Origin of the sequence: Novosphingobium chloroacetimidivorans, assembly GCF_014204535.1 — a bacterium.
Lineage (GTDB): Bacteria > Pseudomonadota > Alphaproteobacteria > Sphingomonadales > Sphingomonadaceae > Novosphingobium > Novosphingobium chloroacetimidivorans.
In genome coordinates this window covers 331,844-356,284 of sequence record NZ_JACHLR010000001.1, presented here as the reverse complement: position 1 = coordinate 356,284, position 24,441 = coordinate 331,844, and the positions used below count along the sequence as shown (strand labels likewise).

General features: G+C 66.4%; 22 protein-coding genes. 8 read left to right on the top strand and 14 right to left on the bottom strand.

Annotation, left to right across the window (positions count from 1 at the left end; all coding sequences use genetic code 11):
• Nucleotides 1-3: 3 nt before the first annotated feature.
• Together HNO88_RS01800 and HNO88_RS01795 are read right to left on the bottom strand one after the other, a co-directional pair.
• Nucleotides 4-264, bottom strand: coding sequence for a hypothetical protein (locus HNO88_RS01800; protein WP_184242150.1), 261 nt, complete (start codon nt 262-264; stop codon nt 4-6).
• Nucleotides 264-1,241, bottom strand: coding sequence for a threonine ammonia-lyase (locus tag HNO88_RS01795; RefSeq protein WP_246381090.1), 978 nt, complete (start codon nt 1,239-1,241; stop codon nt 264-266). The genes HNO88_RS01800 and HNO88_RS01795 overlap by 1 nt, the downstream gene beginning before the upstream one ends.
• A gap of 130 nt (nt 1,242-1,371) precedes the next feature.
• Here HNO88_RS01795 and HNO88_RS01790 point away from each other — a divergent pair, with 130 nt between their 5' ends.
• The 4 genes from HNO88_RS01790 to HNO88_RS01775 all read left to right on the top strand — a co-directional run bounded on the left by HNO88_RS01790 (nt 1,372) and on the right by HNO88_RS01775 (nt 5,813).
• A complete protein-coding gene (locus tag HNO88_RS01790; RefSeq protein WP_184242149.1) occupies nt 1,372-2,583 on the top strand; it encodes a saccharopine dehydrogenase family protein in 1,212 nt (403 codons plus the stop codon).
• Nucleotides 2,583-2,951 (top strand): hypothetical protein, encoded by a 369-nt coding sequence (locus HNO88_RS01785; protein WP_184242147.1) that lies wholly within the window; start codon nt 2,583-2,585, stop codon nt 2,949-2,951. The genes HNO88_RS01790 and HNO88_RS01785 overlap by 1 nt, the downstream gene beginning before the upstream one ends.
• 51 nt (nt 2,952-3,002) lie before the next feature.
• The gene (locus tag HNO88_RS01780; protein WP_184242145.1) at nt 3,003-4,205 is read left to right on the top strand and encodes a carboxynorspermidine decarboxylase; all 1,203 of its coding nucleotides are present in this window, start codon (nt 3,003-3,005) and stop codon (nt 4,203-4,205) included.
• 402 nt (nt 4,206-4,607) lie between these two features.
• Nucleotides 4,608-5,813: a type III PLP-dependent enzyme domain-containing protein gene (locus HNO88_RS01775; protein WP_184242143.1), complete on the top strand. Its 1,206-nt coding sequence runs from the start codon at nt 4,608-4,610 to the stop codon at nt 5,811-5,813.
• Between the two features lie 58 nt (nt 5,814-5,871).
• On the opposite strand, the gene HNO88_RS01770 is transcribed toward HNO88_RS01775, so the two are convergent.
• A complete protein-coding gene (locus HNO88_RS01770; protein ID WP_184242141.1) occupies nt 5,872-7,233 on the bottom strand; it encodes an EAL domain-containing protein in 1,362 nt (453 codons plus the stop codon).
• A gap of 237 nt (nt 7,234-7,470) precedes the next feature.
• Here HNO88_RS01770 and HNO88_RS01765 point away from each other — a divergent pair, with 237 nt between their 5' ends.
• The gene (locus tag HNO88_RS01765) at nt 7,471-8,154 is read left to right on the top strand and encodes a hypothetical protein (RefSeq protein ID WP_246381089.1); all 684 of its coding nucleotides are present in this window, start codon (nt 7,471-7,473) and stop codon (nt 8,152-8,154) included.
• Nucleotides 8,155-8,207: 53 nt separating this feature from the next.
• Here HNO88_RS01765 and gltA read toward each other — a convergent pair whose 3' ends face one another.
• Both gltA and gltX read right to left on the bottom strand, forming a co-directional pair.
• Complete coding sequence (gene gltA, locus HNO88_RS01760; protein WP_184242139.1) at nt 8,208-9,491, bottom strand: citrate synthase; 1,284 nt, start codon at nt 9,489-9,491, stop codon at nt 8,208-8,210.
• Between the two features lie 14 nt (nt 9,492-9,505).
• A complete protein-coding gene (gene gltX, locus HNO88_RS01755; protein WP_184242137.1) occupies nt 9,506-10,969 on the bottom strand; it encodes a glutamate--tRNA ligase in 1,464 nt (487 codons plus the stop codon).
• Nucleotides 10,970-11,091: 122 nt separating this feature from the next.
• On the opposite strand from gltX, the gene HNO88_RS01750 reads away from it, so the two are divergent.
• A complete protein-coding gene (locus HNO88_RS01750; protein WP_246381088.1) occupies nt 11,092-13,254 on the top strand; it encodes a ComEC/Rec2 family competence protein in 2,163 nt (720 codons plus the stop codon).
• 12 nt (nt 13,255-13,266) lie between these two features.
• Here the strand turns inward: HNO88_RS01750 and lexA are convergent, their stop codons facing one another.
• From lexA to HNO88_RS01705, 9 genes are all read right to left on the bottom strand, one after another.
• Nucleotides 13,267-13,953, bottom strand: coding sequence for a transcriptional repressor LexA (gene lexA, locus HNO88_RS01745; RefSeq protein ID WP_184242133.1), 687 nt, complete (start codon nt 13,951-13,953; stop codon nt 13,267-13,269).
• 69 nt (nt 13,954-14,022) lie between these two features.
• Nucleotides 14,023-15,243, bottom strand: coding sequence for a molybdopterin molybdotransferase MoeA (locus HNO88_RS01740; protein ID WP_184242131.1), 1,221 nt, complete (start codon nt 15,241-15,243; stop codon nt 14,023-14,025).
• On the bottom strand, nt 15,240-15,719 hold the full coding sequence (moaC, locus tag HNO88_RS01735) for a cyclic pyranopterin monophosphate synthase MoaC (RefSeq protein ID WP_184242405.1): 480 nt from the start codon (nt 15,717-15,719) through the stop codon (nt 15,240-15,242). Before moaC ends, HNO88_RS01740 begins: the two co-directional genes overlap by 4 nt.
• Nucleotides 15,720-15,863: 144 nt before the next feature.
• Nucleotides 15,864-16,652, bottom strand: a complete 789-nt coding sequence (trpC, locus tag HNO88_RS01730) for an indole-3-glycerol phosphate synthase TrpC (RefSeq protein ID WP_184242129.1) — start codon at nt 16,650-16,652, stop codon at nt 15,864-15,866.
• A gap of 32 nt (nt 16,653-16,684) precedes the next feature.
• Nucleotides 16,685-17,665, bottom strand: coding sequence for an anthranilate phosphoribosyltransferase (trpD, locus tag HNO88_RS01725; RefSeq protein ID WP_281383969.1), 981 nt, complete (start codon nt 17,663-17,665; stop codon nt 16,685-16,687).
• Entirely contained in the window at nt 17,662-18,258 is a 597-nt protein-coding gene (locus tag HNO88_RS01720) for an anthranilate synthase component II (protein ID WP_184242128.1), read from the bottom strand. The genes trpD and HNO88_RS01720 overlap by 4 nt, the downstream gene beginning before the upstream one ends.
• Nucleotides 18,255-19,052 carry a phosphodiester glycosidase family protein gene (locus HNO88_RS01715; protein WP_246381087.1) on the bottom strand — a complete coding sequence of 266 codons (798 nt, stop codon included), beginning with the start codon at nt 19,050-19,052 and terminating at the stop codon, nt 18,255-18,257. The genes HNO88_RS01720 and HNO88_RS01715 overlap by 4 nt, the downstream gene beginning before the upstream one ends.
• Before the next feature lie 178 nt (nt 19,053-19,230).
• Entirely contained in the window at nt 19,231-20,763 is a 1,533-nt protein-coding gene (gene trpE / locus HNO88_RS01710) for an anthranilate synthase component I (protein ID WP_184242401.1), read from the bottom strand.
• Between the two features lie 11 nt (nt 20,764-20,774).
• Entirely contained in the window at nt 20,775-22,709 is a 1,935-nt protein-coding gene (locus HNO88_RS01705) for a peptidylprolyl isomerase (RefSeq protein WP_246381086.1), read from the bottom strand.
• 229 nt (nt 22,710-22,938) lie between these two features.
• Between HNO88_RS01705 and tpiA the strand changes: the two genes are divergently transcribed.
• Together tpiA and secG are read left to right on the top strand one after the other, a co-directional pair.
• Nucleotides 22,939-23,697, top strand: a complete 759-nt coding sequence (gene tpiA, locus HNO88_RS01700) for a triose-phosphate isomerase (RefSeq protein WP_184242123.1) — start codon at nt 22,939-22,941, stop codon at nt 23,695-23,697.
• A 232-nt stretch (nt 23,698-23,929) separates the two neighbouring features.
• A complete protein-coding gene (secG, locus tag HNO88_RS01695) occupies nt 23,930-24,325 on the top strand; it encodes a preprotein translocase subunit SecG (RefSeq protein ID WP_184242397.1) in 396 nt (131 codons plus the stop codon).
• The last annotated feature ends 116 nt before the right edge of the window (nt 24,326-24,441 follow it).

Genomic DNA, 24,441 nt, shown 5'->3' with positions numbered 1-24,441 from the left:
GACCTACTCGCGCGTCGCCTTGTCCATCAAGTCCATGAAGTCGCGGGCGGCGTCCCGGTCCTCGGCGTTCTTGAACGCCACGTCGAGATCGGGCGCGGCGCCGAGCAGGTACATCAACGTCCACAGCGCGAAGCGCCGGCCGCGATCCTGCTCCATGCCGAGGTCGACCCCCATGCGCTCGATGCCCGCGTCGAGCGCCGCCGGTGCGATCGCATTCATGTCGTCGGTGCCGAAGTAGCGGCGCAGCTGATCGTCGAAGTCCATCAGTCGCTCCCCAGCAGAACTTGCGCGAAGGCCGCAGGATCGGTGTTGCCGCCGGAGAGCACCACCGCGGTGCGCTCGGTCACCGCGACCTTTCCAGTCAGTACAGCAGCGAGCGCGGCGGCTCCTCCCGGCTCGACCACCAGCCGCAGCCGAGAGAACGCCAGCCGCTGCGCCGCACGCACTTCGGCCGGCGTGACCGTGGCCACGAGGTTGACGCGGTTCTTCAGCACGCCCAGATTGATCGCGCTGGTCGACATAGGTTGGAGCGAATCGCACGGAGTCGCGGGAGGATCGGCTCCGATCGGCGTGACCTCGCCCGCGGCAAGGCTACGTCTCATGGTGTCCCATCCTTCGGGCTCCACGGGCACGACGCTCGCGTCGGGGCAGGCGAGGGCCAGACCGGCGCTGAGCCCGCCACCGCCGCAAGGGCAGACGAGCAGGTCAGGGCCACCGCCGTCGAGCTTCTCCATCTGCGCCGCGATCTCTATGCCGGTGGATCCCTGGCCTTCGATCACCCACGGATCGGCGAAGGCGTGGACCAGCGTGGCGCCGCTCTCGGCCACCAGGCGCGCCGCGACAGCCTCGCGATCTTCTCCGCCCGGCCGGTCGTACAGCACGACCTGAGCTCCCAATGCGCGGGTTGCATCCAATTTCACGCGCGGCGCATCGACGGGCATGACGATGGTGGCTGCGATGCCGAGCCGACGTGCCGCCCAGGCAACGCCTTGCGCGTGGTTGCCGCTGGACACGCCGACCACGCCGCAAGTGCGCTCGGCTTGGTCGAGGTCGGTCAGGCGATGCCAGGCGCCGCGAATCTTGAAGGCGCCGACCGGTTGCAGGTTCTCCGCCTTGCACCAGATGGTGCGATCGCCGATCTGCAGCGGCAGGAGCGGGGTCGGCGGCAGCAACGCAGCGATCTTCTCCGCCGCGCGCAGCACGCCGGCTCGATCGGGTTGGCGCGAGGAATTCGTCATCATGGGAGCGGCGATAAGGCCGGCGCCGTCATAGGTCCATCGCGCAAGCTACGCCCAGTGCTGTTGTCTTGTCACATGGCAGGTCTATATGCGCACCTTTCGCGGGGTTTGGACCGCTGGAGGAGACTGGCTAGTGAGCAAGGTTCTGGTGATCGGCGCAGGTGGCGTCGGCTCGGTCGCGGTCCACAAGATGGCGATGAACCCGGATATCTTCAGCGACATCCACCTGGCGAGCCGCACGGTGTCTAAGTGCGTAGCCATCGCCCGGTCGGTCAAGGAGCGCACGGGTGTCACCATCGCGACTTACGCGATCGATGCCGACGATGTCGCCGCGACCACCAAGCTGATCGAGAGCATCGGCCCCAAGCTCGTCGTCAACCTGGCGCTGCCCTACCAGGACCTTGCGATCATGGACGCGTGCCTGGCCGCGGGCGCCAATTACCTCGACACCGCGAACTACGAGCCGCGCGACCAGGCCAAGTTCGAATACCATTGGCAATGGGCCTATCAGGACAAGTTCAAAGCCGCGGGCCTGATGGCGCTGCTCGGCTCCGGCTTCGATCCCGGCGTAACAAGTGTCTTTGCTATGTGGTTGAAAAAGCACAAGCTCAAGACCATCCGTCTGCTCGACATCCTCGACTGCAACGGCGGCGATCACGGCCAGGCCTTCGCGACCAATTTCAACCCGGAAATCAACATCCGCGAGGTGACCGCACCCGCGCGGCACTGGGAGAACGGCCAGTTCGTCGAAACGCCGGCGATGGGCGTGAAGCAGCAGTTCGACTTCGAGGGCGTCGGCCCCAAAAACATGTACATGATGTATCACGAGGAGCTGGAGAGCCTCGCCAAGTTCCTGCCGGAACTGGAGCGCGCACGCTTCTGGATGACCTTCGGCGATGCCTATATCCAGCACCTCACCGTGCTGCAGAACGTCGGCATGACGCGGATCGATCCGGTCACCTACAACGGTGTCGAGATCATCCCGCTGCAGTTCCTCAAGGCCGTGCTGCCCGAACCCGCCTCGCTTGGCCCGACCACCAAGGGCAAGACGAACATTGGCGATATCGCCACCGGAGAAGCGCTGGACGGTTCGGGCGAGAAGACGTTCTACATCAAGAATATCTGCGATCACGAGGAGGCTTACGCCGAGACGGGCAACCAGGCGGTCAGCTACACCACCGGCGTGCCGGCCATGATCGGCGCGGCCATGCTGCTGACCGGAAAGTGGTCGGGAGAGGGCGTGTTCAACATGGAGCAGCTTGACCCCGATCCCTTCATGGACATGCTGAACACGCAAGGATTGCCGTGGACGGTCGAGGAACTCGACGGCCCGCTGTCGTTCTGATGCACAGGTTGATCATGGCCGCGCTCGGCGGCCTCATCCTGACGGGTTGCACGCCGACGCAAGCTCCGGCTCCCGACGCAGGCGGGCAGTTCTTTCCCCGTGAGCTGAGTGCGACCGATCGCGCGGCTTGCACCTCTGCCGGCGGTCGCGTGGAGCGACGCGGGCGGCTGCAGGCGGAAGCTTGCGTCCGCCCCTTCGCCGATGCGGGCAAGGCGTGCACAGACACCTCGCAGTGCCAGGGCAAGTGCGTGAGCACCGGCAACGCGACGGACGCGACGGCCGGACAATGCCAGGCGGACGATCGCCTGTTCGGCTGCTATTCCGAGATCAAGTCCGGAAAGGCCGTGAACACGATCTGCGTCGATTGACGCTCTCGTGAACCGCTATTGAGCCCGCAGCCTTCGGTCAGGGATACTGAGATGGAAACCAGAGCCGGCGATCCTGGCGCCTTTGCGCAGTTCGACCTCTCCCGGGTCGACAGCCCGGCCTTCGTCGTGGACGCTGCCAGGTTGCGCGCCAACTTGCGCGTGTTGCAGGACGTAGGTGAGCGCTCGGGTGCCAAGGTGCTCGCCGCGCTAAAGGCCTTCTCGATGTGGTCGACCGCACCGATCGTGGGCGAGTACCTGGATGGCGTCTGCACCTCGGGCTTGTGGGAAGCGCGGCTCGCGTCCGAGTTCTACGACGGTGAGATCACGACTTACTGCGCGGCCTACAAGCCCGAGGACCTGCCCGAGATCCTGCGTTTGTCCGATCACGTGATCTTCAACTCGCCGGGCCAGATCGAACGGCTGTGGCCCATCATCGAGCATGCGCGTGCGGCGGGTGAGGACTTCGACATCGGCTTGCGAATCAATCCCCTGCATGCCGAAGGTGAGGTGCCGCGCTATGATCCGTGCGCACCGCATTCGCGCCTGGGATTTCCCATCGACCAGTTGACCGAAGAGCACATGGATCTGGTCGATGGCATCCACATGCATACGCTGTGCGAGCAGGATTTCGAGCCGCTGGCGCGTACCTGGGACAAGGTCTTCGACTTTCTCGAGCCTTATTTCGGCCAGTTCAAGTGGATCAACTTGGGGGGTGGCCACCACATCACTCGGGCTGACTACCAGCGCGAGGAACTGATCGAGTTTCTCGCCGACATTGCCGAGGACACCGGCGCGCAGGTCTACATCGAGCCGGGCGAGGCGATCGCGCTCGATGCCGGTATCCTGGTCGGCACGGTGCTCGACACCGGCTGGAACGGCATGCCCGTCGCGATCACCGACATCTCGGCAACGTGCCATATGCCCGACGTGATCGAGGCACCGTACCGTCCTGCCATGCTGGGCGAGGGCGCCTCGCCAGACGATGAACTCGGCGGCGCCGACGGTGGCGAGCGCGTGCGCCTCGGTGGCCCGTCGTGCCTGGCAGGCGACGTCATCGGCGACTATGCCTTGCCGGTCACCGCCGAGCCGGGGGCACGGTTCGCCTTTCTAGACCAGGCCCATTACTCGATGGTGAAGACCACGACCTTCAATGGCGTGCCGCTGCCTTCGATCTGGCTATGGGATTCGGAAAGCGACGCGCTCGAGTGCAAGCGACGCTTCGACTACGAGGATTTCCGCGACCGCTTGAGCTGACGGCGTCGCCGGCTTGGCGTTGCCATGTCAGGAGCTTGCGATCTGGTAAAACAGGTCCTGGCCCACGCTTCGGATTACGGGCTCTATCCGGCTCAAGCCCAACTCGATCCGGCTTTGATCGAGGTCCCACCAAGCAACCAGAACGGCCATGCATCCGTTTGTCCACTCGCCGCATTTGAGAAAACGTGCGCGCGGAGAGAAGCATGGCAGACGATCGTTTTCCCGTCATTTATCTGCCACCTCGGCGGCCTCAGACCGCGCATTGTGAAGCTTTTATGACGCGCCAAGTTTTTCACTTGCGATTCAGGTCTACCCCCCTATATCCGCCCTCCGCTGCCCCATGGGGACTTCCAAACCGCAAGGCAGCTTTTCGCTAACACATCCGTTTGGGGGTCCCTTGAGTTGCACCATCATCTTGACGCATCGGCTGTAGCGCGCGCCCTTTCGCCCGACGAACCCGTTATCCTCAACCGTCCGCATGCCGCGGAGCGGGCTGCCCGTTTCTTCGCTACGAAGTTCCCGGGCAAGTCGCTTTATGCGGTGAAGGCGAACCCGTCGCCCGACCTGCTGCCGATCCTGTGGGCCGGCGGGATCACGCACTACGATGTCGCGTCGATTGCCGAGGTTCGCCTGGTACGCGGTGTCCTGCCGAACGCGACGCTGTGCTTCATGCATCCGGTGAAGACGGCCAGCGCGATCCGCGAAGCCTACTTCGTCCACGGCGTGCGCACCTTCAGCCTCGACACGCGCGAAGAGCTCGAAAAGATCGTAGCCGCCACGGCCGATGAGGCCGGCAACCCGGCTGCGGACTTGCGCCTCTGCGTGCGTCTGCGCGTCTCGTCCGAATACTCGGAGCTGAGCCTCGCCTCGAAGTTCGGCATCGACCTCGCCGATGCCGGTCCGCTGCTGCAGGAGACCCGGCAAGTGGCAGACTGGCTGGGCGTGTGCTTCCACGTCGGCAGCCAGGCGATGACCCCGTTTGCCTATGTCCAGGCGCTCGAGCGCGTGCGTGCAGCGATCGCCGACGCGGGCGTCGTCATCGACATGATCGATGTGGGCGGAGGCTTCCCCTCGGTCTACCCGGGCATGGAGCCGCCGCCGCTGGAGGATTACTTCGCGATCATCCATCGCCATTTCGAGGCGCTGCCGATCGCCTACAACGCCGAGCTGTGGTGCGAGCCCGGCCGTGCGCTGTGCGCCGAGTACAACTCGCTGATCGTGAAGGTCGAGAAGCGTCGCGGCAAGGAGCTCTACATCAACGATGGCGCCTATGGTGCCCTCTACGATGCCGCCCACGTCGCTTGGCGGTTCCCGGTCAGGATCCTCAACGATGCGCGTTCCGAGGTGCTGGAGGACTTCGCGTTCTACGGCCCCACCTGCGATGATGCCGACTACATGGAGGGCCCCTTCCAGCTGCCGGCAGACATCAAGGCGGGCGATTTCATCGAGATCGGCATGCTTGGCGCCTACGGTGCGGCGATGCGCACGGCGTTCAACGGCTTTGGTCAAGGCGAGAGCGTGATCGTGACCGACGAGCCGATGGCCAGTCTCTACACGGGCGAGCGCAAGGACCCACGGGTGTCGGACAACGTCGTGTCGCTGCGTTGATGTGGTGAACCTTCCGAGGCGGGCGTCTCGGAAGGTTCCACCATGCGGACGCAGCCGTTCAGTGGGCCGATTCTTCGATCCAGGTCAACTCGTCCACCCGTGCGTGAACGTGTGTGTCGAAGGACTGCGGCGACATCGGTTCGCCGAATAGCTGCCCCTGGAAGGTATCGCAGCCGCATCCGCGCATGAAGTCGAACTGCGCCTCGCAATCGATGCCTCGGGCCAAGACTTGCAGATCCAGCGCCTGAGCTAACTGCACGATATTGCGCGCCAGAGTGGCCGATCTCGTGCGCTCGCACGCGTCGCGGCTGAGCTCGGCATCCAGATCGATGTGCTGCAGGGGCAGGCGCTCCAGATCTGCCAGGGAGCTATCCCGCGCACTGAATTTCAAGCTTGCGGACACGCCCAGCGCACGCAGCTGTTCCAGCGGCGGCTGGATGGGAGCCAGGCCGGCGCTCACATCGCGCCCGTCCAGATCGACTCTCAGGTACCGCCCATGCACGCCATGCTTGCGCAGGGTGTCGGACAGCTCGGCCACGACACCAGGTGCGCACAAGTTCTCGACGCTGAGACCGACCGTGAGGACCAGATCGTACGTGTGCGAACGCAGCTGCCAGCGCGAGAGCGTGAGCACGGCTTCGGACAGCATCCAGGCTTCGATCTTTCCGACAAGACCGGCTTCTCTTGCCACGAGCGAGACAACGTCCGCGTCGAGCGGTCCCTCCGACCGGTTCCAGACGAGCACCGCCTCGGCTCCGATTATCCTGCGTGAACGATCGACCTGAGGGCTAAGCCGCAACTCCAGCTCGCCTCTTGCGACAGCGTGGGCGAGGTCGCGCGCCACCCTCCTGTTCGTTGCCGCGTGGCGCTGCACGAAGAACAGGCACGCGGCCAAAAGCAACACGGTCGCAAGCGGGTTGATGTACGCGATCACCATCTGGATCGGCTCGGAAGGGGGCCGTGCGAAGCCGAATTGCAGCGGCAAGCTCGAGAACGCGACGAAGCCGCAGATCGCGGCCAGGATCATTGCAACGGCCGTAAAGCGGGGCTCGCGCCGATAATCCATGTAGCCCACCAACGCGACGACGAGAAAGTAACCATGGGTCGTGCGCGGCACGGCTTGGCTCGGCAGGTCGACCGAGAGGCAGAACACCGTGGTGATCGCCGAGCATAGCGCTTGCGCAAGCACGAGGCCGGTCGAGAGGCAGATGCGCGTGGCGACAATCCAACAGCCACTCAGTACCAGAGCCGCGAAGGCAAGCAGCACAGCCAGGCCAGGTTGGGAAAGGAGCAGGAATACGGCCACCCACGCCGTGCAGAACGCAGCGGCGAGGGGCAGCATGCGCACGCATGCCGTACGCAATTGTCGTTGCATCTGTTCCTGGACCGGAACAGCGTGCGGAAGTGCGCCGATCAGCATGCCTCATCGCCAAGCAAAGCCTGGCGCTCCGTTGATGCGCCCAAGATGTTCACTTACGCAATGTATGTGCCTCAATCTTGATAAGGGATACTTAAGATCCTCCTAAGAGAGCCGATCACGGCGGCATGCGGCCGCTCGATGGTGCAAGATCGTCATGCGACGACGCGCGTTTCGGTATTGCTTCGGTTCTGCAGTGGCTTAGCATACCGCAGCTGCAGATGCGGGGAGAAGGCCAAGATGAAGCATGTCGCCGCGATCATGGGCCTTTGTTCCGCAGTTGTCTGCACCCCGGTCCACGCGGAGAATGCGCGAGATATCCTGGTGAATGCCGCCTTCGGCGCGCGCGACAAGGGTGCCGCCCTTGCCCGGATCGGCCAGGCGCTCGCCTCGGCCGATGCGGCGCTCAAGCGTGATCCGCGCGACGAGAACGCCCGCCTGCAGCGCGCGCTGGCGATCAGCTACCGCGGCAAGCTTACGCGCAGCCGTGCGGACGTCATCGCTGCGCGGCGCGAGTTCGAGGCCCTGGTCGTCGCCGATCCGCGCAATCCTGAAACCCACCTGGCGCTCGCGGGATGGCACCTTGCTGCCGTGATCGAACTTGGCCCCTTCATGGCGCGTACGGTGCTTGGCGCGCGGTTGGCTGCCGGCAATGCGGCGCTCAACCGCGCCATAGCGCTTGGCGGCACTCATGCTGCCGTGCCGGCGCTGGCCAGTCTGCAGCGAATTCAGATCGATCCGAGTGACGTCGCCGGTGCGCGCCGCCTTGCCGAAACCGCGGTTGTTGCCTCTGCGAACAATCCGTTCGACCGCCTGATGCAGCGGCAGGCGGCGACTTTGCTGGTCCAGCTGCGCAAGGGCGACGGCATGGCGGCAGCAAGCCTTGCCAAGCTGCTCATGCCGTTCGGGCGCATCAGCGCATAGAAAAAGGGGCTCCGGTTCGCACCGAAGCCCCTTCATGTTCGTCGCAGCGAGGCTCAGCGCTTGTCGAGCGGCACGTAGTCGCGCTGCGTTGGACCGGTGTAGAGCTGCCGAGGACGACCGATCTTCTGGCCGGGATCGCTGATCATCTCGTTCCACTGCGCGACCCAGCCCACGGTGCGGGCGAGTGCGAAGAGCACGGTGAACATCGTCGTCGGGAAACCGATCGCCGAGAGGATGATGCCTGAGTAGAAGTCCACGTTCGGGAATAGCTTCTTCTCGATGAAGTACGGATCGTTCAGCGCCAGCTCCTCAAGCCGCAGCGCGGTCTCGAACAGCGGGTCGTCGACCTTGAGCGCCTCGAACACCTCGCGCACGGTCGACTGCATCACGGTCGCGCGCGGGTCGTAGTTCTTGTAGACGCGGTGGCCGAAGCCCATCAGGCGGAACGGGTCGTTCTTGTCCTTCGCCCGCTCGATATAGTGCGGGATCTTGTCGGGCGTGCCGATCTCCTTGAGCATGTTGAGCGCCGCTTCATTGGCGCCACCATGGGCCGGGCCCCAGAGGCACGCAATGCCTGCGGCGATGCAAGCGAACGGGTTCGCACCCGACGATCCGGCAAGGCGCACGGTCGAGGTCGAGGCGTTCTGCTCGTGATCGGCGTGAAGGATGAAGATGCGGTCCATCGCCTTCTCGACCGCGGGGATCACCTCGTACTCTTCCGCCGGCACGCCGAAGGTCATGCGCAGGAAGTTGCCGGTGTAGCTGAGGTTGTTGTCGGGGTAGAGGAACGGCTGACCCACCGAGTACTTGTACGCCATTGCCGCGATCGTCGGCATCTTGGCGATCAGGCGATGCGAGCTGATCTTGCGGTGCTCGGGATCGGCGATGTCGGTACTGTCATGGTAGAACGCCGAGAGCGCGCCGACGACGCCGCACATGATCGCCATCGGGTGCGCATCACGGCGGAAGCCACGATAGAAGGTCGCGAGCTGCTCGTGCAGCATGGTGTGGCGCGTGATGGTGCTTGAGAATTCGTCCAGCTCGCCGCCGCTGGGTAGCTCGCCGTTCAGCAGGAGGTAGCACACTTCCATGAAGCTGGATTGCTCGGCCAACTGGCCGATCGGATAGCCGCGGTGGAGCAGGACGCCCTCGTCGCCATCAATGTAGGTCAGCGCGGATTCGCAGGCGGCCGTCGAGGTGAAGCCCGGATCGAAGGTGAACTGGCCCGTCTGCGCGTAGAGCTTGCGGATGTCGATCACGTCGGGACCGACGCTGCCCTGCAGGATCGGGTACTCGAAATCCTTGCCGGCAGTGGTGAGTTTTGCCTGGTTAGCCAAGTGTCTATACTCCCTTAGACTTGCGACCCTGCCGAAGCGGTAGCCTGCGCGGCGATCCGCGCAAGGCTCTCGTCCCGACCGAGCAGAACCAAAACGTCGAAAATTCCTGGCGAGGTCGTCTGGCCCGTCAGCGCTGCCCGCAGGGGCTGCGCCAGCTTGCCGAGGCCGAGCCCCTGCTCCTCGGCCAAAGCCTTGAGAACCGCTTCCAGCGGCTCGGCCGACCAGTCCGCCTCGGCAGCGAGGCGGTCATGGATGGTGGCAAGACGCTCACGTGCTTCATCGGTGAGCAAGGAGGCCGCCTTCTCGCTGAAGACCAGCGGGCGCTTGGCAAACAAAAACGCGGCGCCGTCAACGAGTTCGTTGAGGTCCTTGGCGCGAACCTTCAGGACTGGCATCGCGCGCGCCAGCAGTGCCCGATCGGCGCTAGCGCCCAAGCGCTCGCCGACCAGAGCGGCGAGGCGGTCATCGTCAGCCACGCGCATGTAGTGCCCGTTGAGGTTCTGGAGCTTGGCCAGATCGAACCGCGACGGTGACTTGCCGACGTCGGTCATGTCGAACCATTCGACCGCCTGTTCGCGCGCGATGATCTCGTCGTCGCCATGGCCCCAGCCCAGCCGAAGCAGGTAATTGAACAGCGCCTCGGGCAGGATGCCGAGATCGTCGCGGTAGCTGTCGACACCAATGGCACCGTGACGCTTGGACAGCTTCGCGCCGTCCGAACCATGGATCAGCGGTACGTGACCGTAAATCGGGCGCTCCCAACCCTCGATCGCGCCCATTGCATGGATGATGGCAAGTTGCCGGAACGCATTGTTGAGATGGTCGTCCCCGCGAATCACATGCGTGACGCCCATGTCGTGATCGTCGACCACCACCGCCAGCATGTACGTGGGCGTTCCGTCGGAACGCAGCAGGACGAAGTCGTCGATCTCTTCGTTGCGCACCGTTACCTGGCCTTGGACCAGATCGTCGATCACCGTCTCACCGTCGCGCGGCGCCTTGATGCGCACGACGTAAGGAGCATCGGGATAGTTCGCGGGATCGGCATCGCGCCAGGGGCTGAGCAATCGGAATGGGCGCCGCTCCTCCTGCGCCTTGGCCCGATGGGCGGCGAGCTCGTCCTGCGTCATGTAGCAGCGATAGGCATGACCGGCCGTGATGAGCTTGTGGGCCACCTCCGCATGGCGGTCCGAGCGGGCGAACTGAAACGTCGCAGGCTCGTCGCCATCAAGGCCAAGCCAGCTCAGTCCGTCGAAGATGGCGTCGATGGCCGGCTCAGTCGACCGTGCGCGATCGGTGTCCTCGATGCGCAGCAGGTACTTGCCACCATGGCGTCGCGCATAAAGCCAGTTGAACAATGCCGTGCGCGCGCCGCCGATGTGGAGGTAGCCGGTAGGCGAGGGGGCGAAGCGCGTGACGACTGGCCTGGAGCCGGCGTTGCCGCCTGGCGTGGCCTGCGTTACGCTGCCGCTTGCCATCACTCCATCCTTCCTGTCCTATGCGCGTCATGGCCACAGGAGCCGCGCGCCCAGATATCCCGCCCGAAGCCGCTCCGGAGAGCGCTGCACTGCAACATCGGCCATGGAACAGCGCGCGGCGCTTGTCGAGGCCCTTGCACTCCGCCGAGCAATTTCTTGGCGGTGCGGGCTTCGATCGTGCGCCTTGGCTCGCGGTCGCATTCGGCACTGGCATCGTGTTCTGGTTCGCGCTTTCCAGTCCGGCCGAGTGGCTGACGCTAATCGCGCTTTCTCTCGGGATCGCAGTGGCCTGCGCGGCATGCCTACAACCCGATGGCAGGTACCCATACATCAGGTTGAGTGGCATCGTCGTGCCGCTGGTCCTTGCCGCCGGATGTGGATCGGTGTGGATGCGGTCACATCTGGTGGGCGCCGAGCCGATTGCCCGCCCTATGGTTGCGACGCTTACGGGACGCATCCTGGCCGTGGAGCCGCAACCGGCGCAAGAGCGCACGCGCATCGTTCTCGCGACCCGAGAGCCGGGAAGCGGGCGCGCTATTCGCGTGCGATTGAACCTGCCGGATGGCATCGGATCTACGGGGACCTGGCGCGCCGGTGCACTGGTCAAGATGCGCGCGAGGCTTGTTCCGCCGGCTGCCCCGATGCTTCCTGGTGGCTACAACTTTGCCCGTACGGCGTGGTTCAGCGGCTTGGCTGCGACCGGATCGGCTCTGTCGGTACCGGAGGAGCTCGAACCGGGACGAGGCGGAGTCTGGCTGAACGGCTTGCAGCGAGCTTTGAACGATCATGTCCGCTCGCAGCTTGACCCGGCAGACTCGGGCATCGCGGCAGCCCTGGTGACCGGCGACATGGGCGGGATTTCTGACGCCGACACCGAAGCCATGCGCGACTCCGGCCTGGCGCATCTGCTTTCCATAAGTGGGTTGCACGTCAGCTCCGTCGTCGGCGCGGTATACGTCATGGCGCTGCGGCTCTTGGCGCTATGGCCGTGGCTCGCGCTGCGCGTGCGCCTGCCTGTGGTCGCCGCCGGATTCGGAGCTCTCGCCGGCTTAAGCTACACCCTCGTCAGCGGCTCGCAGGTGCCGACGGTGCGATCCTGTATCGGTGCCTTGCTTGTGCTTGCCGCGCTCGCGCTGGGCCGGGAGGCACTGTCGCTCCGCATGTTGGCGGTGGCTGCGTTCCTGGTTCTGCTGCTCTGGCCCGAAGCGGTCATGGGGCCAAGCTTCCAGATGAGCTTTGCAGCCGTCCTGGCGATCGTCGCCGTGTCCGGCGCAGCGCCAACCCGTGCTTTTCTCGCCCCACGGGAAGAGGGTTTGCTCGTGCGGTTGCTTCGCCATCTCGCCATGGTGCTGGTCACCGGCGTGGTCATCGAACTGGCGCTGATGCCGATCGGCTTGTACCATTTCCATCGCGCGGGAATTTACGGCGCCTTGGCGAACATGATCGCTATCCCGTTGACGACGCTCGTGATCATGCCTGCAGTCCTTGGCGCGCTCGTGCTCGATCTGGTCGGTTTGGGAGCGCCGGTGTGGTGGGTCGCGGGCCAGGCCGTGAGCCTGCTGACCGCGATCGCGCATTGGGTGGCGAGCAGGCCGGGTTCGGTCACGGTAATGCCGGCTTTCGGCGGCGAGGCGCTCGCTCTGTTCATCGCCGGCGCGGTCTGGATCGGGCTGTGGAGCGGACGGGTGCGCTGGTTCGGATTGCTGCCCGCAGGTGCCGGCGTGGCCCTGCTGCTGACCGCCCGGCCGGCGGATGTGCTCGTATCCGGAGATGGGCGGCACGTCGGCATAACCTCGAACGATGGCGCGGTGCTCTACGTGCTGCGGGAGACGAAGAGCGAGTTCGTGCGTGACAATCTTATTGAGATTGCCAGCATGAGCGGTGAACCCGTGCTCATCTCGTCGTGGCCGGGCGCGCGCTGCAACACCGATACTTGTGTTCTGGTGGTCACGCGCGGTGGGCGCGATTGGCGTCTGCTGCTGACGCGCAGCAGAGGCGCTCTGCCGGAACGCTCGCTGGCCGCGGCTTGCGAGCGGGTCGATCTGGTAATTGCCGACCGCTGGCTTCCGCGCAGCTGCCGGCCCAGGTGGCTAAAGGCCGATCGCGACCTGCTCAGGCAGACCGGAGGTCTGGCGATCGATCTATACGACCCGCACATCCGGACCGTTGCAGAAGGCGAGGGTCGGCATGGGTGGTGGCGTGTTGCCGAGGTTCCGCCAAGAAAGCCGAGCCGCCACCCGCCGGAACACCCACCTTCGTCGCCGGCTCTGCAGCCATCGCGCTAAACGGAGCGCCGCTTAGTTGTAGCGGCGCAGAAGCCCAGCGAGCTTGCCCTGCACCTCGACCTCGCCCGTGTGGTAGATCTGCGGCTCGTAGGCGGCATTCGCCGGATCGAGGCAGACCATTCCATTTTCGCGGCGCAAGTACTTGAGGGTTGCCTCCTCACCGTGGACGAGCGCCACCACGATCTCGCCATCGCGAGCAGTGGCGGTGCGCTTCACCAGGGCGAAGTCACCGTCGAGGATGCCGGCCTCGATCATGGAGTCGCCCGAGACTTCGAGCGCATAATGCTCTCCGGCACCCAGCAGTGCGGCAGGAACCGGCAAAGTGGTTTGCCCTTCCAGCGCTTCGATCGGCACGCCAGCGGCGATCCGGCCGTGCAAGGGGATCTCGATCACGTCGTTCGCCGGAGGCACGACGGCAGCCCGCGGACGTACCGTCTCGTTGCTGTTCGCCGCGGCACGGGGGACAGGCGCGCGTGCGCCAAGGTTCTCGGGCTGTTTCAGCACCTCGAGGGCTCTCGCGCGGTTCGGCAGGCGGCGGATGAAGCCGCGTTCCTCCAGCGCGGAGATCAGGCGATGGACGCCCGACTTCGACTTGAGATCCAACGCCTCCTTCATCTCCTCGAAACTGGGGGAGATGCCCGTCTCCTCAAGGCGGACCTGGATGAACCGGAGCAATTCGTGCTGCTTGCGTGTCAACATGTCCGCCGCCTCCTCAGGCGTTCTTCTCGTGAACAATTGGCGAACAATTAAGCAACAGAAATCATGCCGTCAAGCGGTTCCGCCATTCTCCAGCCAATATCCGCGGATGACCTCGCCCGCTGCTGCTGCTGGCGCATGGGCCGCGCGATCGAGAAGCACGTTGCTGGCCGCCAGCGAGGCAAGGGCGCTGCTGTCCTGCTGCGGCTGCGCGGTCACGCCGTCGTCCTGCCACAGCGCCCTGACAAAGGCGCGCCGCCCCCCGTTCGCAGGGAGTGGAGCGTCGAGACGCATGGGCATCGACGCTGGCAACGGATTGCCGGAACCGAGCAGCGCGCGGAGCAGCGGGAGCATGAACAGGTAGGCGGTGACATGGCTTGAGACGGGATTGCCGGGCAGGCCCAGGATGATCTGCCGACGACCCGCAGTCTCCCGCGTTGCCACCAGGATCGGCTTGCCAGGCTTGATCGCCACGCGCCAGAAGCCGATGCGCGCGCCCCAGGTTTCCAGCGCGGGCCGCACGAGATCGTGGTCGCCCACCGAAGCGCCGCCGCTGGTAACGATCACGTCCGCCTGCTCGGCCTGCGCGAAGGCTGCCGCGAGATCGTCCATCGTGTCGGGCACCGGGCCGATCCGCTGCACATCGCAAGAGACCGAGCGCGCCATCGCTGCAAGCATGGCGCCGTTGCTCGCCGGGATCTGGTGCGCGCCGCAGGCTTCGGGATCGGCTGCGAGCTCGTCACCGCTGTCCATGACCATGACCCGAGGACGGCGGCGCACGGGGATGTAGGCGTGGCCGGCGCTGATCGCCAGGGCCAGCTGGGCGGGCCCGATCCGCACGCCGGCAGCCAGGACCTCGGCGCCTTCGGAGAAGTCCATCCCGCGCGGCCGGATGTGCTTGTGCGCCGGGAAGGGCGGCTCGCCGGTCAGGGTCAGCCGATCGCCCGCGCGCCCGACATCCTCCTGCAGGATCACGGCTGCGGCGTCTTCGGGAACCACCGCGCCGGTCGAGATGCGGATGGCTTGTCCACGCGCGAAGCGTCCGGCGAACGGATGACCGGCGGCGCTTTCGCCGACGATCTGCCACGGGCCTGCGAGATCGCCTTCGCCCACGGCATAGCCATCCATCGCCGAAAGCGCCGCGAACGGCTGCGTCCGGCGGGCTCTCAGGGGTTCGGCGAGGTAGCGCCCGAGCGCGCTGTCGATGTCGACGCGTTCGAGCGGGAGTGGCGCGGCGAGTGCCAGGAGCCGCGCTTGCGCGTCCTCTAGCGAGATAGGCGGTTCACGGGTCATGCGGTGGCGGCGCGCCAGTGGCCGGACTTGCCGCCGCGTTTCTCGATGAGGCGCACGTCTTCGATCACCATGGCTTTGTCGAGCGCCTTGGCCATGTCGTAGATGGTGACGAGCGCGATCGTCACGGCGGTGATGGCCTCCATCTCCACTCCGGTGCGACCGGTGAGCGAGACGGTTGCAACCGCGCGCACCGCATTCTCCTCGAAGGCAAAGTCCAGGTTCACCGCGTCGATCGCAAGGGGGTGGCACATGGGGATGAGATCGCCCGTGCGCTTGGCCGCCATGATGCCGGCGATGCGCGCGGTGCCCAGGACATCGCCCTTGGGAGCATCGCCGGCGCGTATGGCGGCAAGCGCTTCGGCGCTCATGCGGATGCGCCCCGAGGCGATGGCGAGCCGCTGGGTTTCAGCCTTGGCGCCGACGTCGACCATGCGCGCGGTGCCCTCGGCATCGATATGCGTCAGCGACGTGCTCATGGGCGAGTTGCCGCAATTGCCGGTGTCCAGCAACATTGCTTTTCGACGATGGTGGCAGGGTCGACAGGACGAGCGTTGAAGGGGCGGCGAGTCATGTTGGTGTCATGCCAGAGGTCATGCCTGTAGGACAGGAACGTCTGGCGTTCAGCCGAACAGGAGGGTGCGTGTGGCCGCCTCGACATCGGGCTGACGCATCAGGCTCTCGCCGACGAGGAAGGTGCGCGCACCGCAGGAGGACAGGCGCTGCAGATCTGCATGGCTGTTGATGCCGCTTTCGCTCACCAGAAGCGTGCCTTCGGGGGCGAGCGGAGCTAGCCGCTCGGTCGTGGCGATATCGGTGGCGAAGCGCTTCAGGTCGCGGTTGTTCACCCCGATCAGGCGTGATTTCAACAGGCTGGCACGGCTCATCTCATCTTCGTTATGAACTTCGACGAGGACGTCCATGCCGCGCTCGATCGCCGCGGCCTCGATCTCCGCCATCTGCACGTCATCGAGCGCGGCGACGATGATCAGGATCGCATCCGCACCGATCGCTCGCGCCTCGGCAACTTGCCAGGGATCGATCATGAAATCCTTCCGCAGGACCGGCAGGTCACACGCGGCGCGGGCATCCATGAGGAAGTCCTCATGACCTTGGAAGTACGGCTCGTCGGTGAGAACCGAGAGGCAGGCTGCTCCGCCATGTTGATAGGCCAGCGCGTGCTCGGCCGGCCGGAAATCAGCCCGGATCAAACCCTTGGAGGGTGAAGCTTTCTTGATCTCTGCGATTAGCGCGAAGCCGCTTGCCGCCTTGGATTCAAGTGCCTTTCGGAAACCGCGCGGCGGTGTCTGCTCGGCGGCACGTGCATCGAGGTCGCCGATGGTGGCATAGCCCTGGCGTGTCGTTACTTCCTCGCGCTTGGTCGCGCAGATCTCGGTGAGCTTGTCGGGCATCTTGCTTTCCGGCTGAAACGCTTTGGGGCGGATTATCGGGCGGTGGTCTGGATCCAGCAGTCGAGCAACGCCTTGGCGAGACCCTTGTCGATGACCTCGGCCGCTTCCTCGGCGCCGTCGCGCCAATCGCTCGCTTCGCCCGCAAGGATCAGCGCGGCCGCAGCGTTGAGCAGCACGGCGTCGCGATAGGCACCCAACTCGCCGTCGAGCAGACGGCGCAAGGCGGCTGCGTTGTAGGCGGCATCACCGCCTCGCAGTTCCTCGAGCGGGTGGCTGGAGAGGCCGGCATCCTCGGGTGTGACGCGGCTTGCCACGTCGGCGCAGTTCAGGGTCGAGACGATGCTGGGGCCGTCGATCGAGAGTTCGTCGAGGCCCTCCTCTCCGCCGACGACGATGGCGGCGCCCGTGCCGACCATCGCCATCGCATCGCAATAGATTGGTACGTAGACCGGGTTGGCGACGCCCACCAACTGGCGGGTCACGCCTGCCGGGTTTGCCAGGGGACCCGTGAGATTGAAGATTGTGCGCTTGCCGATCGCCTTGCGGATCGGGGCGATGCGCGCGAGCGCGGGGTGGTGCTTTTGCGCGAACAGGAACGCCAGGCCCATGTCCGCCAGCGTCTCTTCCGCCCGCTCGCTGGCGCGATCGAGATCGAGACCCAGCGCTTCGAGCGTGTCGGCGCCGCCTGCTTTCGAGGAGGCGGCGCGATTGCCATGCTTGGCGACCGGCACGCCGCACGCCGCGACGACGATCGCCACGGCGGTGGAGACGTTGAGACTGTGCTGTCCGTCGCCGCCGGTGCCGCACACGTCGATGGCATTCGCCGGTGCTTGGACCGGGATCATGCGCGCACGCATGGCGAGCACGGCGCCGGCGATGTCCTCCGCCGTCTCCTTGCGGTCCGACAGGCCGAGCAGCACTTCCGTGATCTCGGCATCGTGCATGTCGCCATCGAGCATGCGCCCGAACAGCGCTTCGGTCTCGGCGACCGTGGGCGTGACGAGCACGCTCAAGCGCTGAGCCGTTCGGGCAGGCGCGCGTCGATTCCGCAGGTCTTCAGGAAGTTGGCGAGCATGGCGTGGCCGTGCTCGGTGGCGATACTTTCGGGGTGGAACTGGACGCCATGGATCGGCAACTCGGCATGGCGAAAGCCCATGACGTGGCCGTCGTCAGAGCGGGCGTTGACCAGCAGGCTCGCCGGAATGTCCTCGACGATCAGCGAGTGATAGCGCGTGGCGGTGAACGGCGTCGGGATGCCGGCGAACACGCCACTGTCGTCATGGGTGACGGGCGAGGTCTTGCCGTGCATCAGCCCGCCACGCACGACGCTGCCGCCGAAGTGCTGGCCGATCGCCTGATGGCCAAGGCACACGCCGAGCAGCGGCAGCTTCGCGTCCGCCGCCGCGCCGACGAGGTCCAGGCTGATGCCGGCTTCGTTCGGGGTGCAGGGCCCGGGCGAGATCAGGAAGCCCTGCGCCCCGCTGGTGATCGCCTGACCCGCCGACAGCGCATCGTTGCGCACGACCTCTACCTCGGCGCCCAATTCCATCAGGTAGTGGACCAGGTTCCAGGTGAAGCTGTCGTAGTTGTCGATGACCAGGATCATGGCTCCGCCTTCGTCCTTTTCTCGGCCCCGATCAACTTTTTCTCAACGAGGATCAGGGGGCCGAGCGGCGGCCCGCCGTCGACGCGGCCCATGCGCGGGTCCCAGAGGCTGGAGACGCTGCCGTCGAGGAACAGGGCATTGGGCGTATGCAGTTCGTCGCGAAAGTAGCGCGCGAGCTTGCCGAACGAGATCGGCGCCTCGCTGATGACGAAGTGGGCGCGGCCTTGCCGGTCGACGCCCACGGCGTTGCGCAGCTTCTGCGAAGGCCCGTCCCGGTCGATGCGCGGATGCAGCTTGCCGGCGATGACCAGCATCGGCCCGGACTGGGTGCCGAAGTCAGGGCGACGAGCGACGTGGCTGGCGAAGTCGGCAGCGGTTCGCACCTCCCAGCGCGTCCCCGTGCCGAAGAACACGCCGTTGGGCTGGAGGTGGAAGTTGCCCCAGCCCTCGTTGCGATTGAGCGCATGGATGCGCCTGCCGTTCTCCACGTAGTAGCCGATCGGCATGCCCGCCTCGTCGAACATGCCGCCGTTCATCGCGAAGGCGACCTGGCTCGCCTTGGGCCCGAGAGCGACGGCGAGTTCGGACAGGCTGCGGTAGGGCTTGCCGCCCGGACCGAGCACGGTGCGGACGGTATGGAGCGCCGGGTCGGCGATGCAGTGCGTCAGCGGCGTGCCCTCGAACGTCGCGCCGGAGCAGGGCGGGGGTGGAGGGGCCTTGGCGGCGGCTTTGGGCTGTGGGTCGCTGCAGGCGGTGAGGACCAGGGGGAGACTGCACCCCACGACTTTCGTCATCCCCGCGAAGGCGGGGATCCATCTCCCGAGCATTCGTTTGGAGCAGCGGCGTGGACGCGAAGGGACATGGCCGCTTGCGCCACCTTGACCCGCAACCCCACGCTTCCGGATCGCATCGGAGATGGATTCCCGCCTGCGCGGGAATGACGAAGAAGAGGGCGTAGGGCCGACCAGCGAACTACTGCCCGAACCCGGGCTCCCCCGCGACGCGGAGCGCTTCGCGGGCGGCGGCGAACAGGGCGCCGGACTTGGCCTCGCACTCGCGCTGTTCCGAGGCGGGATCGCTGTCGGCGACGATGCCCGCGCCGGCCTGGACGTGGAGCACGCCATCCTTGAGCACGCCGGTACGCAGGACGATGCACGAGTCGACCGAGCCGTCGGGCGCGAAGTAGCCGACACCGCCGGCGTAGGCGCCGCGAGTCTCGGGCTCGAGTTCGGCGATCACCTCGCAGGCGCGCACCTTCGGCGCTCCCGAGACGGTGCCGGCGGGGAAGCCGGCGAAGACCGCGTCGATGGCGTCGTGCTTCGCGGTGTCGAGCCGTCCCGTCACGTTCGAGACGATGTGCATGACGTGGCTGTAGTGCTCGACCATGTAGCTGTCGGTGACCTCGACGCTGCCTGCCGAAGCCACGCGCCCCACATCGTTGCGGCCCAGGTCGAGGAGCATCAGGTGCTCGGCGCGCTCCTTGGGATCGGCGAGGAGGCTGGCCTCGTTGGCGCGATCCTCGGCCGGCGTCGCGCCGCGTGGGCGGGTGCCGGCGATCGGGCGAATGGTGACTTCGCCATCGCGCACGCGCACCAGGATCTCGGGACTGGACCCGATCAGCGCAAAGCCGGGCAAGTCGAGGAAATACAGGAAGGGCGAGGGGTTCACCCGGCGCAGCGCGCGATAGAGCGCGATCGGTGGCAGCGGGAAGGGGCAGGTGAAGCGCTGGGCAAGCACGACCTGGAAGATGTCGCCCGCCGCGATGTATTCCTTGGCGCGCAGGACCATGGCCTTGTAGTCTTCGGGCGCGATGACGGCGCTGCGCTCCGGCTCGGCTTCATTCGCGATCGAAGGGAGAGCGGGCACCGGCTGGCCGAGGCGGCGCAGGGCTTCGTCGATGCGCTCCTCGGCGGCGACGATCGCGTGGTCGGCGCCGCTCGCCGGGTTCTGCGGCCAGATCGGCGCGACGCAGAACAGCTCGTCGCCCAGCCGATCGAACACGAGGATCAGCGAGGGGCGCACGAACAGCATGTCCGGCAGTTCGAGCGCGCTTTGCGGGGCCCGCGGCAGCGTCTCGACGAGGCCGATCGTCTCGTATCCGAAGTAGCCTACCAGGCACGCCAGCGTCTTGGGCAGCTCGGCGGGCACGTCGATCCGGCAGGCTTCCACCAGCGCCCGCAGTTCGACCAGGCTGTCGCGCGCGAGCGGCGAGAAGGCCTCCTGGTCGGTCTGCCACGAACGGTTGATCGCGCAGCCTTCGCGGTCGGCGCGGAACACCAGATCCGGATCGAGGCCAACCAGGCTGTAGCGTCCGCGCGTCTCCCCACCTTCCACGGATTCGAGCAGGAAGTCGCCACGCTCTGGCTCGAACAGCTTGAGCGCGGCGCCGACCGGCGTCTCGGTGTCGGCGACCAGGCGCTTCCACACCAGCGACGGCTTGCCTGCGTTCAACGCGGCCAGGGCCGCCTCGCGCTGAAGCGTCTTGCCGCCGATCGCCGCGGCCATCTGGCCGGCGCTCACTCGGGGCTCTTGCCGGAGAGTTCGTCGCGCAGGGCCGAAAGCGCTGCCGGGTTGCGCTTGACGCCGACGCTCTTGGTGATCGCCTTGCGCAGTGTCTCGGCATATTCGCCGCCCGCGACTTTCCCGAGCTCGCGTTGAGCACCGGCAAGCGAGGCATCGTTGCGGTCGAGCTTGCCGGGCTCGACCGAGTCCAGCACGACCACGAACCAGCCGCGCTTCTGGGGCGCTTCCTGCACCTTCACCGTGCCGCGCGCCATCGCGAACAGCAAGCGCACTGGCGGCGGCACCTGACGTCCCGAGCGCTGGATCTGCGCGAGTTCCGGGCGGGTCATGCCGACGCGCTCGATCGCCGGCAGGCGCTTGCCGAGCTTGGCGACGGCTGCGTCCAGCTTCTCGCCCTTCCGCACCGCGGCCTGAATCGCCTGCGCCTGCGCCTTGGCAGTCGCCGCACCCCGGTCGAGCGCGTAGGCGACCTTCACGTCGTTGACGATCTCGTTGAACGGCGCCGGCGCGGACGGAGCGACGGCCGTGACGTCGTAGATCACGAAAGCGGCGCCGGGCTGCGTCTCGGCGACCTGGGGCTCGTTCTCCTGCATCGTGAACGCCGTCTTGAGCACCGGCTTGAGCGAAGGCTCGACAGCTTCGCCGGGACGCTCGTAGACGGCGCCATCGGCGGTCAGCGACGGCGTCGACTGGACCTGCAGGCCCAGGTTCTTGGCGACTTCCGGCAAGTTGGAGCCGTTCTCGAACTGCTCCTCGATCTTGGCGACGAAGTCGCTGATCGCGGCGCGGCGCTTGTCGGCGGTGAGGGCCGTCGCGATCTCGCCCTTGACCTGGTCGAGCGAGCGCCCGGCCTGCTGATCGATGGCCTCGATCCGCACGACGTACCAGCCAAGCGGGCTGCGCGCCGTGACCAGCTGACCCTTGGGCGCGGCGAACACGGCATTGGCGACGGCGGCGCTGGACTGGGCGGTCAGGTCCTGCTTGCTCAGCGGCCCGACCTTGGCAGCGGCCAGGCCCTTCTCGGCGGCGGAGGCATCCAGCGTCTTGCCCCCGGCGACTTCGGCGACGATCGCCTTGGCCGCGGCTTCGGTGGGTACGACGAGCTGGGTCAAGGAGCGACGCTCGATGGCGGCGTATACGGCCCGGTTGGCCTCGTAGCGCTTCGCGATCTCGGCATCGGCGGGCGCGGGCACGTTCTTGACCACGTCGGACCCGAAGGTCGCGAAGCGAATCACCCGGCGCTCGGGGCGGATGAAGGTGCTGGTGTGCGCCTTGTAGTAGGCCTGAAGCTCCGCGTTACCCGGGGCCTTCTCGGGCGCGAAAGCCAGCGCCGGCAACACGGCGATAGAGCCGGTCCGGCGCTCGCCCAACAGCTGCCCATAACGCCAGGCGAGCTCGCGCGGCATCACCGCGCCGTATTCGGCGGGCGAGAGGACCTGGCGTGCAACGAGGCGGTTCGCCACGGACTCGCGCGGGATCGCATTGGGCTGGAGCGCTCCGGCGCGCTGTAGCTCGCTATCGATCAGGCGGTCGCCGGCGATCACGCCGTGCTCCTTGCCGAAGGCATACAGCGCATTGAGGTCGATCAGGTCACCCAGCAGGATCTCGAGGCCGCCGCGCGCGATCAGGCCGCTCATTGACAGGGTCGGGTCCTGCTGGCGCACGCGCTGCAACGCCTCGTTCGCCTCGCGATTGAGGTCGGCAGAGGTGATGTCCTCGCCGCCGACTTCGGCGATCGTGCCGCTGCCCGCGCCGCCCAGATTACGGCTGCCGCCGATGTCGCCGGCGACGAACGACAGCGCGATGACGCCGAGAATGACGATCGCGACGATGGCGCCGACCTTCGACTTGATGAGGGTGCGGAAGAAATGGAGCATGCGCGAGAAGCCGTTCAGCAAGTGATACGTATCGGGTGAGCGCCGCCGCAAGGCCCGCGCCCAAGCGGCGACGCTTTAGGTGCCAAACCCGTGTCCTGCAATGGCGCGCGGCAAACTTGTGCACGTGTAGCCCCGTCTGTCCCAGCGCGCCGGGCCGGGCTGGAGCGGCCCGTAGTGGCAAAGCGGCCCAGTCGCTTTGACAAGCCGGGCGGCCCTGTCCTAGCTGCCCGATAACAGGGGGAGCCGCTGTGACGAGTCGGCTCGTAAACAAGGGTTCAAGATGGCAAGTCTGCCTTACATCGTCGGCAATTGGAAAATGAACGGCACGCGCGCGATCCTCAGCGAGGCGCGGGCGATCGATCGCGGCGCGGCGCGCCTGCCCAAGGTGCAGGTCGCGATCGCACCGCCGGCCACGCTGCTGCACCGCACGCGCGAGGCGGTGGAGCTGATCGGCGTTGGCGGGCAGGACTGCCACGTCAAGGAAAGCGGCGCCTTCACCGGCGACATCTCCGCGGCCATGCTGAAGGATGCGGGGGCGGACTTCACCATCGTCGGTCATTCGGAGCGCCGCACGCTTCACGGCGAGAGCGACGAGGTGGTGCGCGCCAAGGCCGAGGCGGCGCTTGCCGCCGGGCTCGCGGTGATCCTCTGCGTCGGCGAGACCGAGGCAGAGCGCGACGCGGGCAATGCCGAAGCCGTCGTTGGTTCGCAGCTCGAAGGCTCGTGCCCGCAGGCCGATGGCGCCTCGGACAAGCTGACCGTGGCCTACGAGCCGGTCTGGGCGATCGGGACCGGGCGCGTGCCGTCGGTCGACGATGTCGCCGCCATGCACAAGGCGATCCGTGCCAAGCTGGTCGCGATCTATGGCGATGCCGGCGCCGCCGTGCGCATCCTTTACGGAGGCTCGGTCAAGGCGGACAACGCCGGCGAACTGCTGTCGATCCCGGACGTGGGCGGCGCGCTGGTGGGCGGGGCGAGCCTTACGGCCGAGAGCTTCCTGGCGATCGTCGGCGCGGCCGCGGCGCTGGACGAGGCTTAAGGGCACCGTCGTCCCGAGCTTGACCCGGGACCGTTTTCGCCAGTGACGAACCTTTCGCGAGAGGCATCCTGACGCATGCTCGCGACGTGCCGGAACCGGTCCCGGATCGAGTCCGGGATGAAGCGGGCGGGGCAGCGTCGCATGGCTTGCGCCACGGCCGCCAAAAGCCTATCTGCGCCGGCGTAATGGCGAGCGGCCGAGACGGCTCGCGACTTGTTTGGAAGACTGCATGCTGTTTACGTTCCTGACCGTTGTCCAGGCGCTGGTCGCCGCTGCCTTGGTGGGGGTCATCCTCATGCAGCAGTCGGAAGGCGGCGGCCTGGGCACTGGTGGCGGCAATCCTTCGGGCCTGATGTCGGCGCGTGGCGCGGCGAACTTCCTGACCCGCGCGACCGCCGTGCTCGCGACCTTGTTCGTCGTGCTCAGCATCATCCTGGCAGCGCTGGCGGTGGACGTGACGACCGGGCGCCAGCTCGACACCTCGTTGCAGCGCAATGCGCCGGTGCAGGCTCCCGTCGATCCGCTGGCCGGCACGACCAACCCGGGCGCGGCGCCCGCCGCGGCGCCTGCGCAGCCGGCCACCCCGGCTCCCGCGAACGACCCGCTGGCAGGATCGGCGGCGAAATAAGCCGGCGAAACCGATCGTGGGGCTCGGCGCGCCGGGCCCTCGTTTGAGCTTCATTTGTTGTGGACACAGGTTCCGGGCGCTTGCCCAGGTGCCTCCTTGCGTTTTAAGGCCCATCT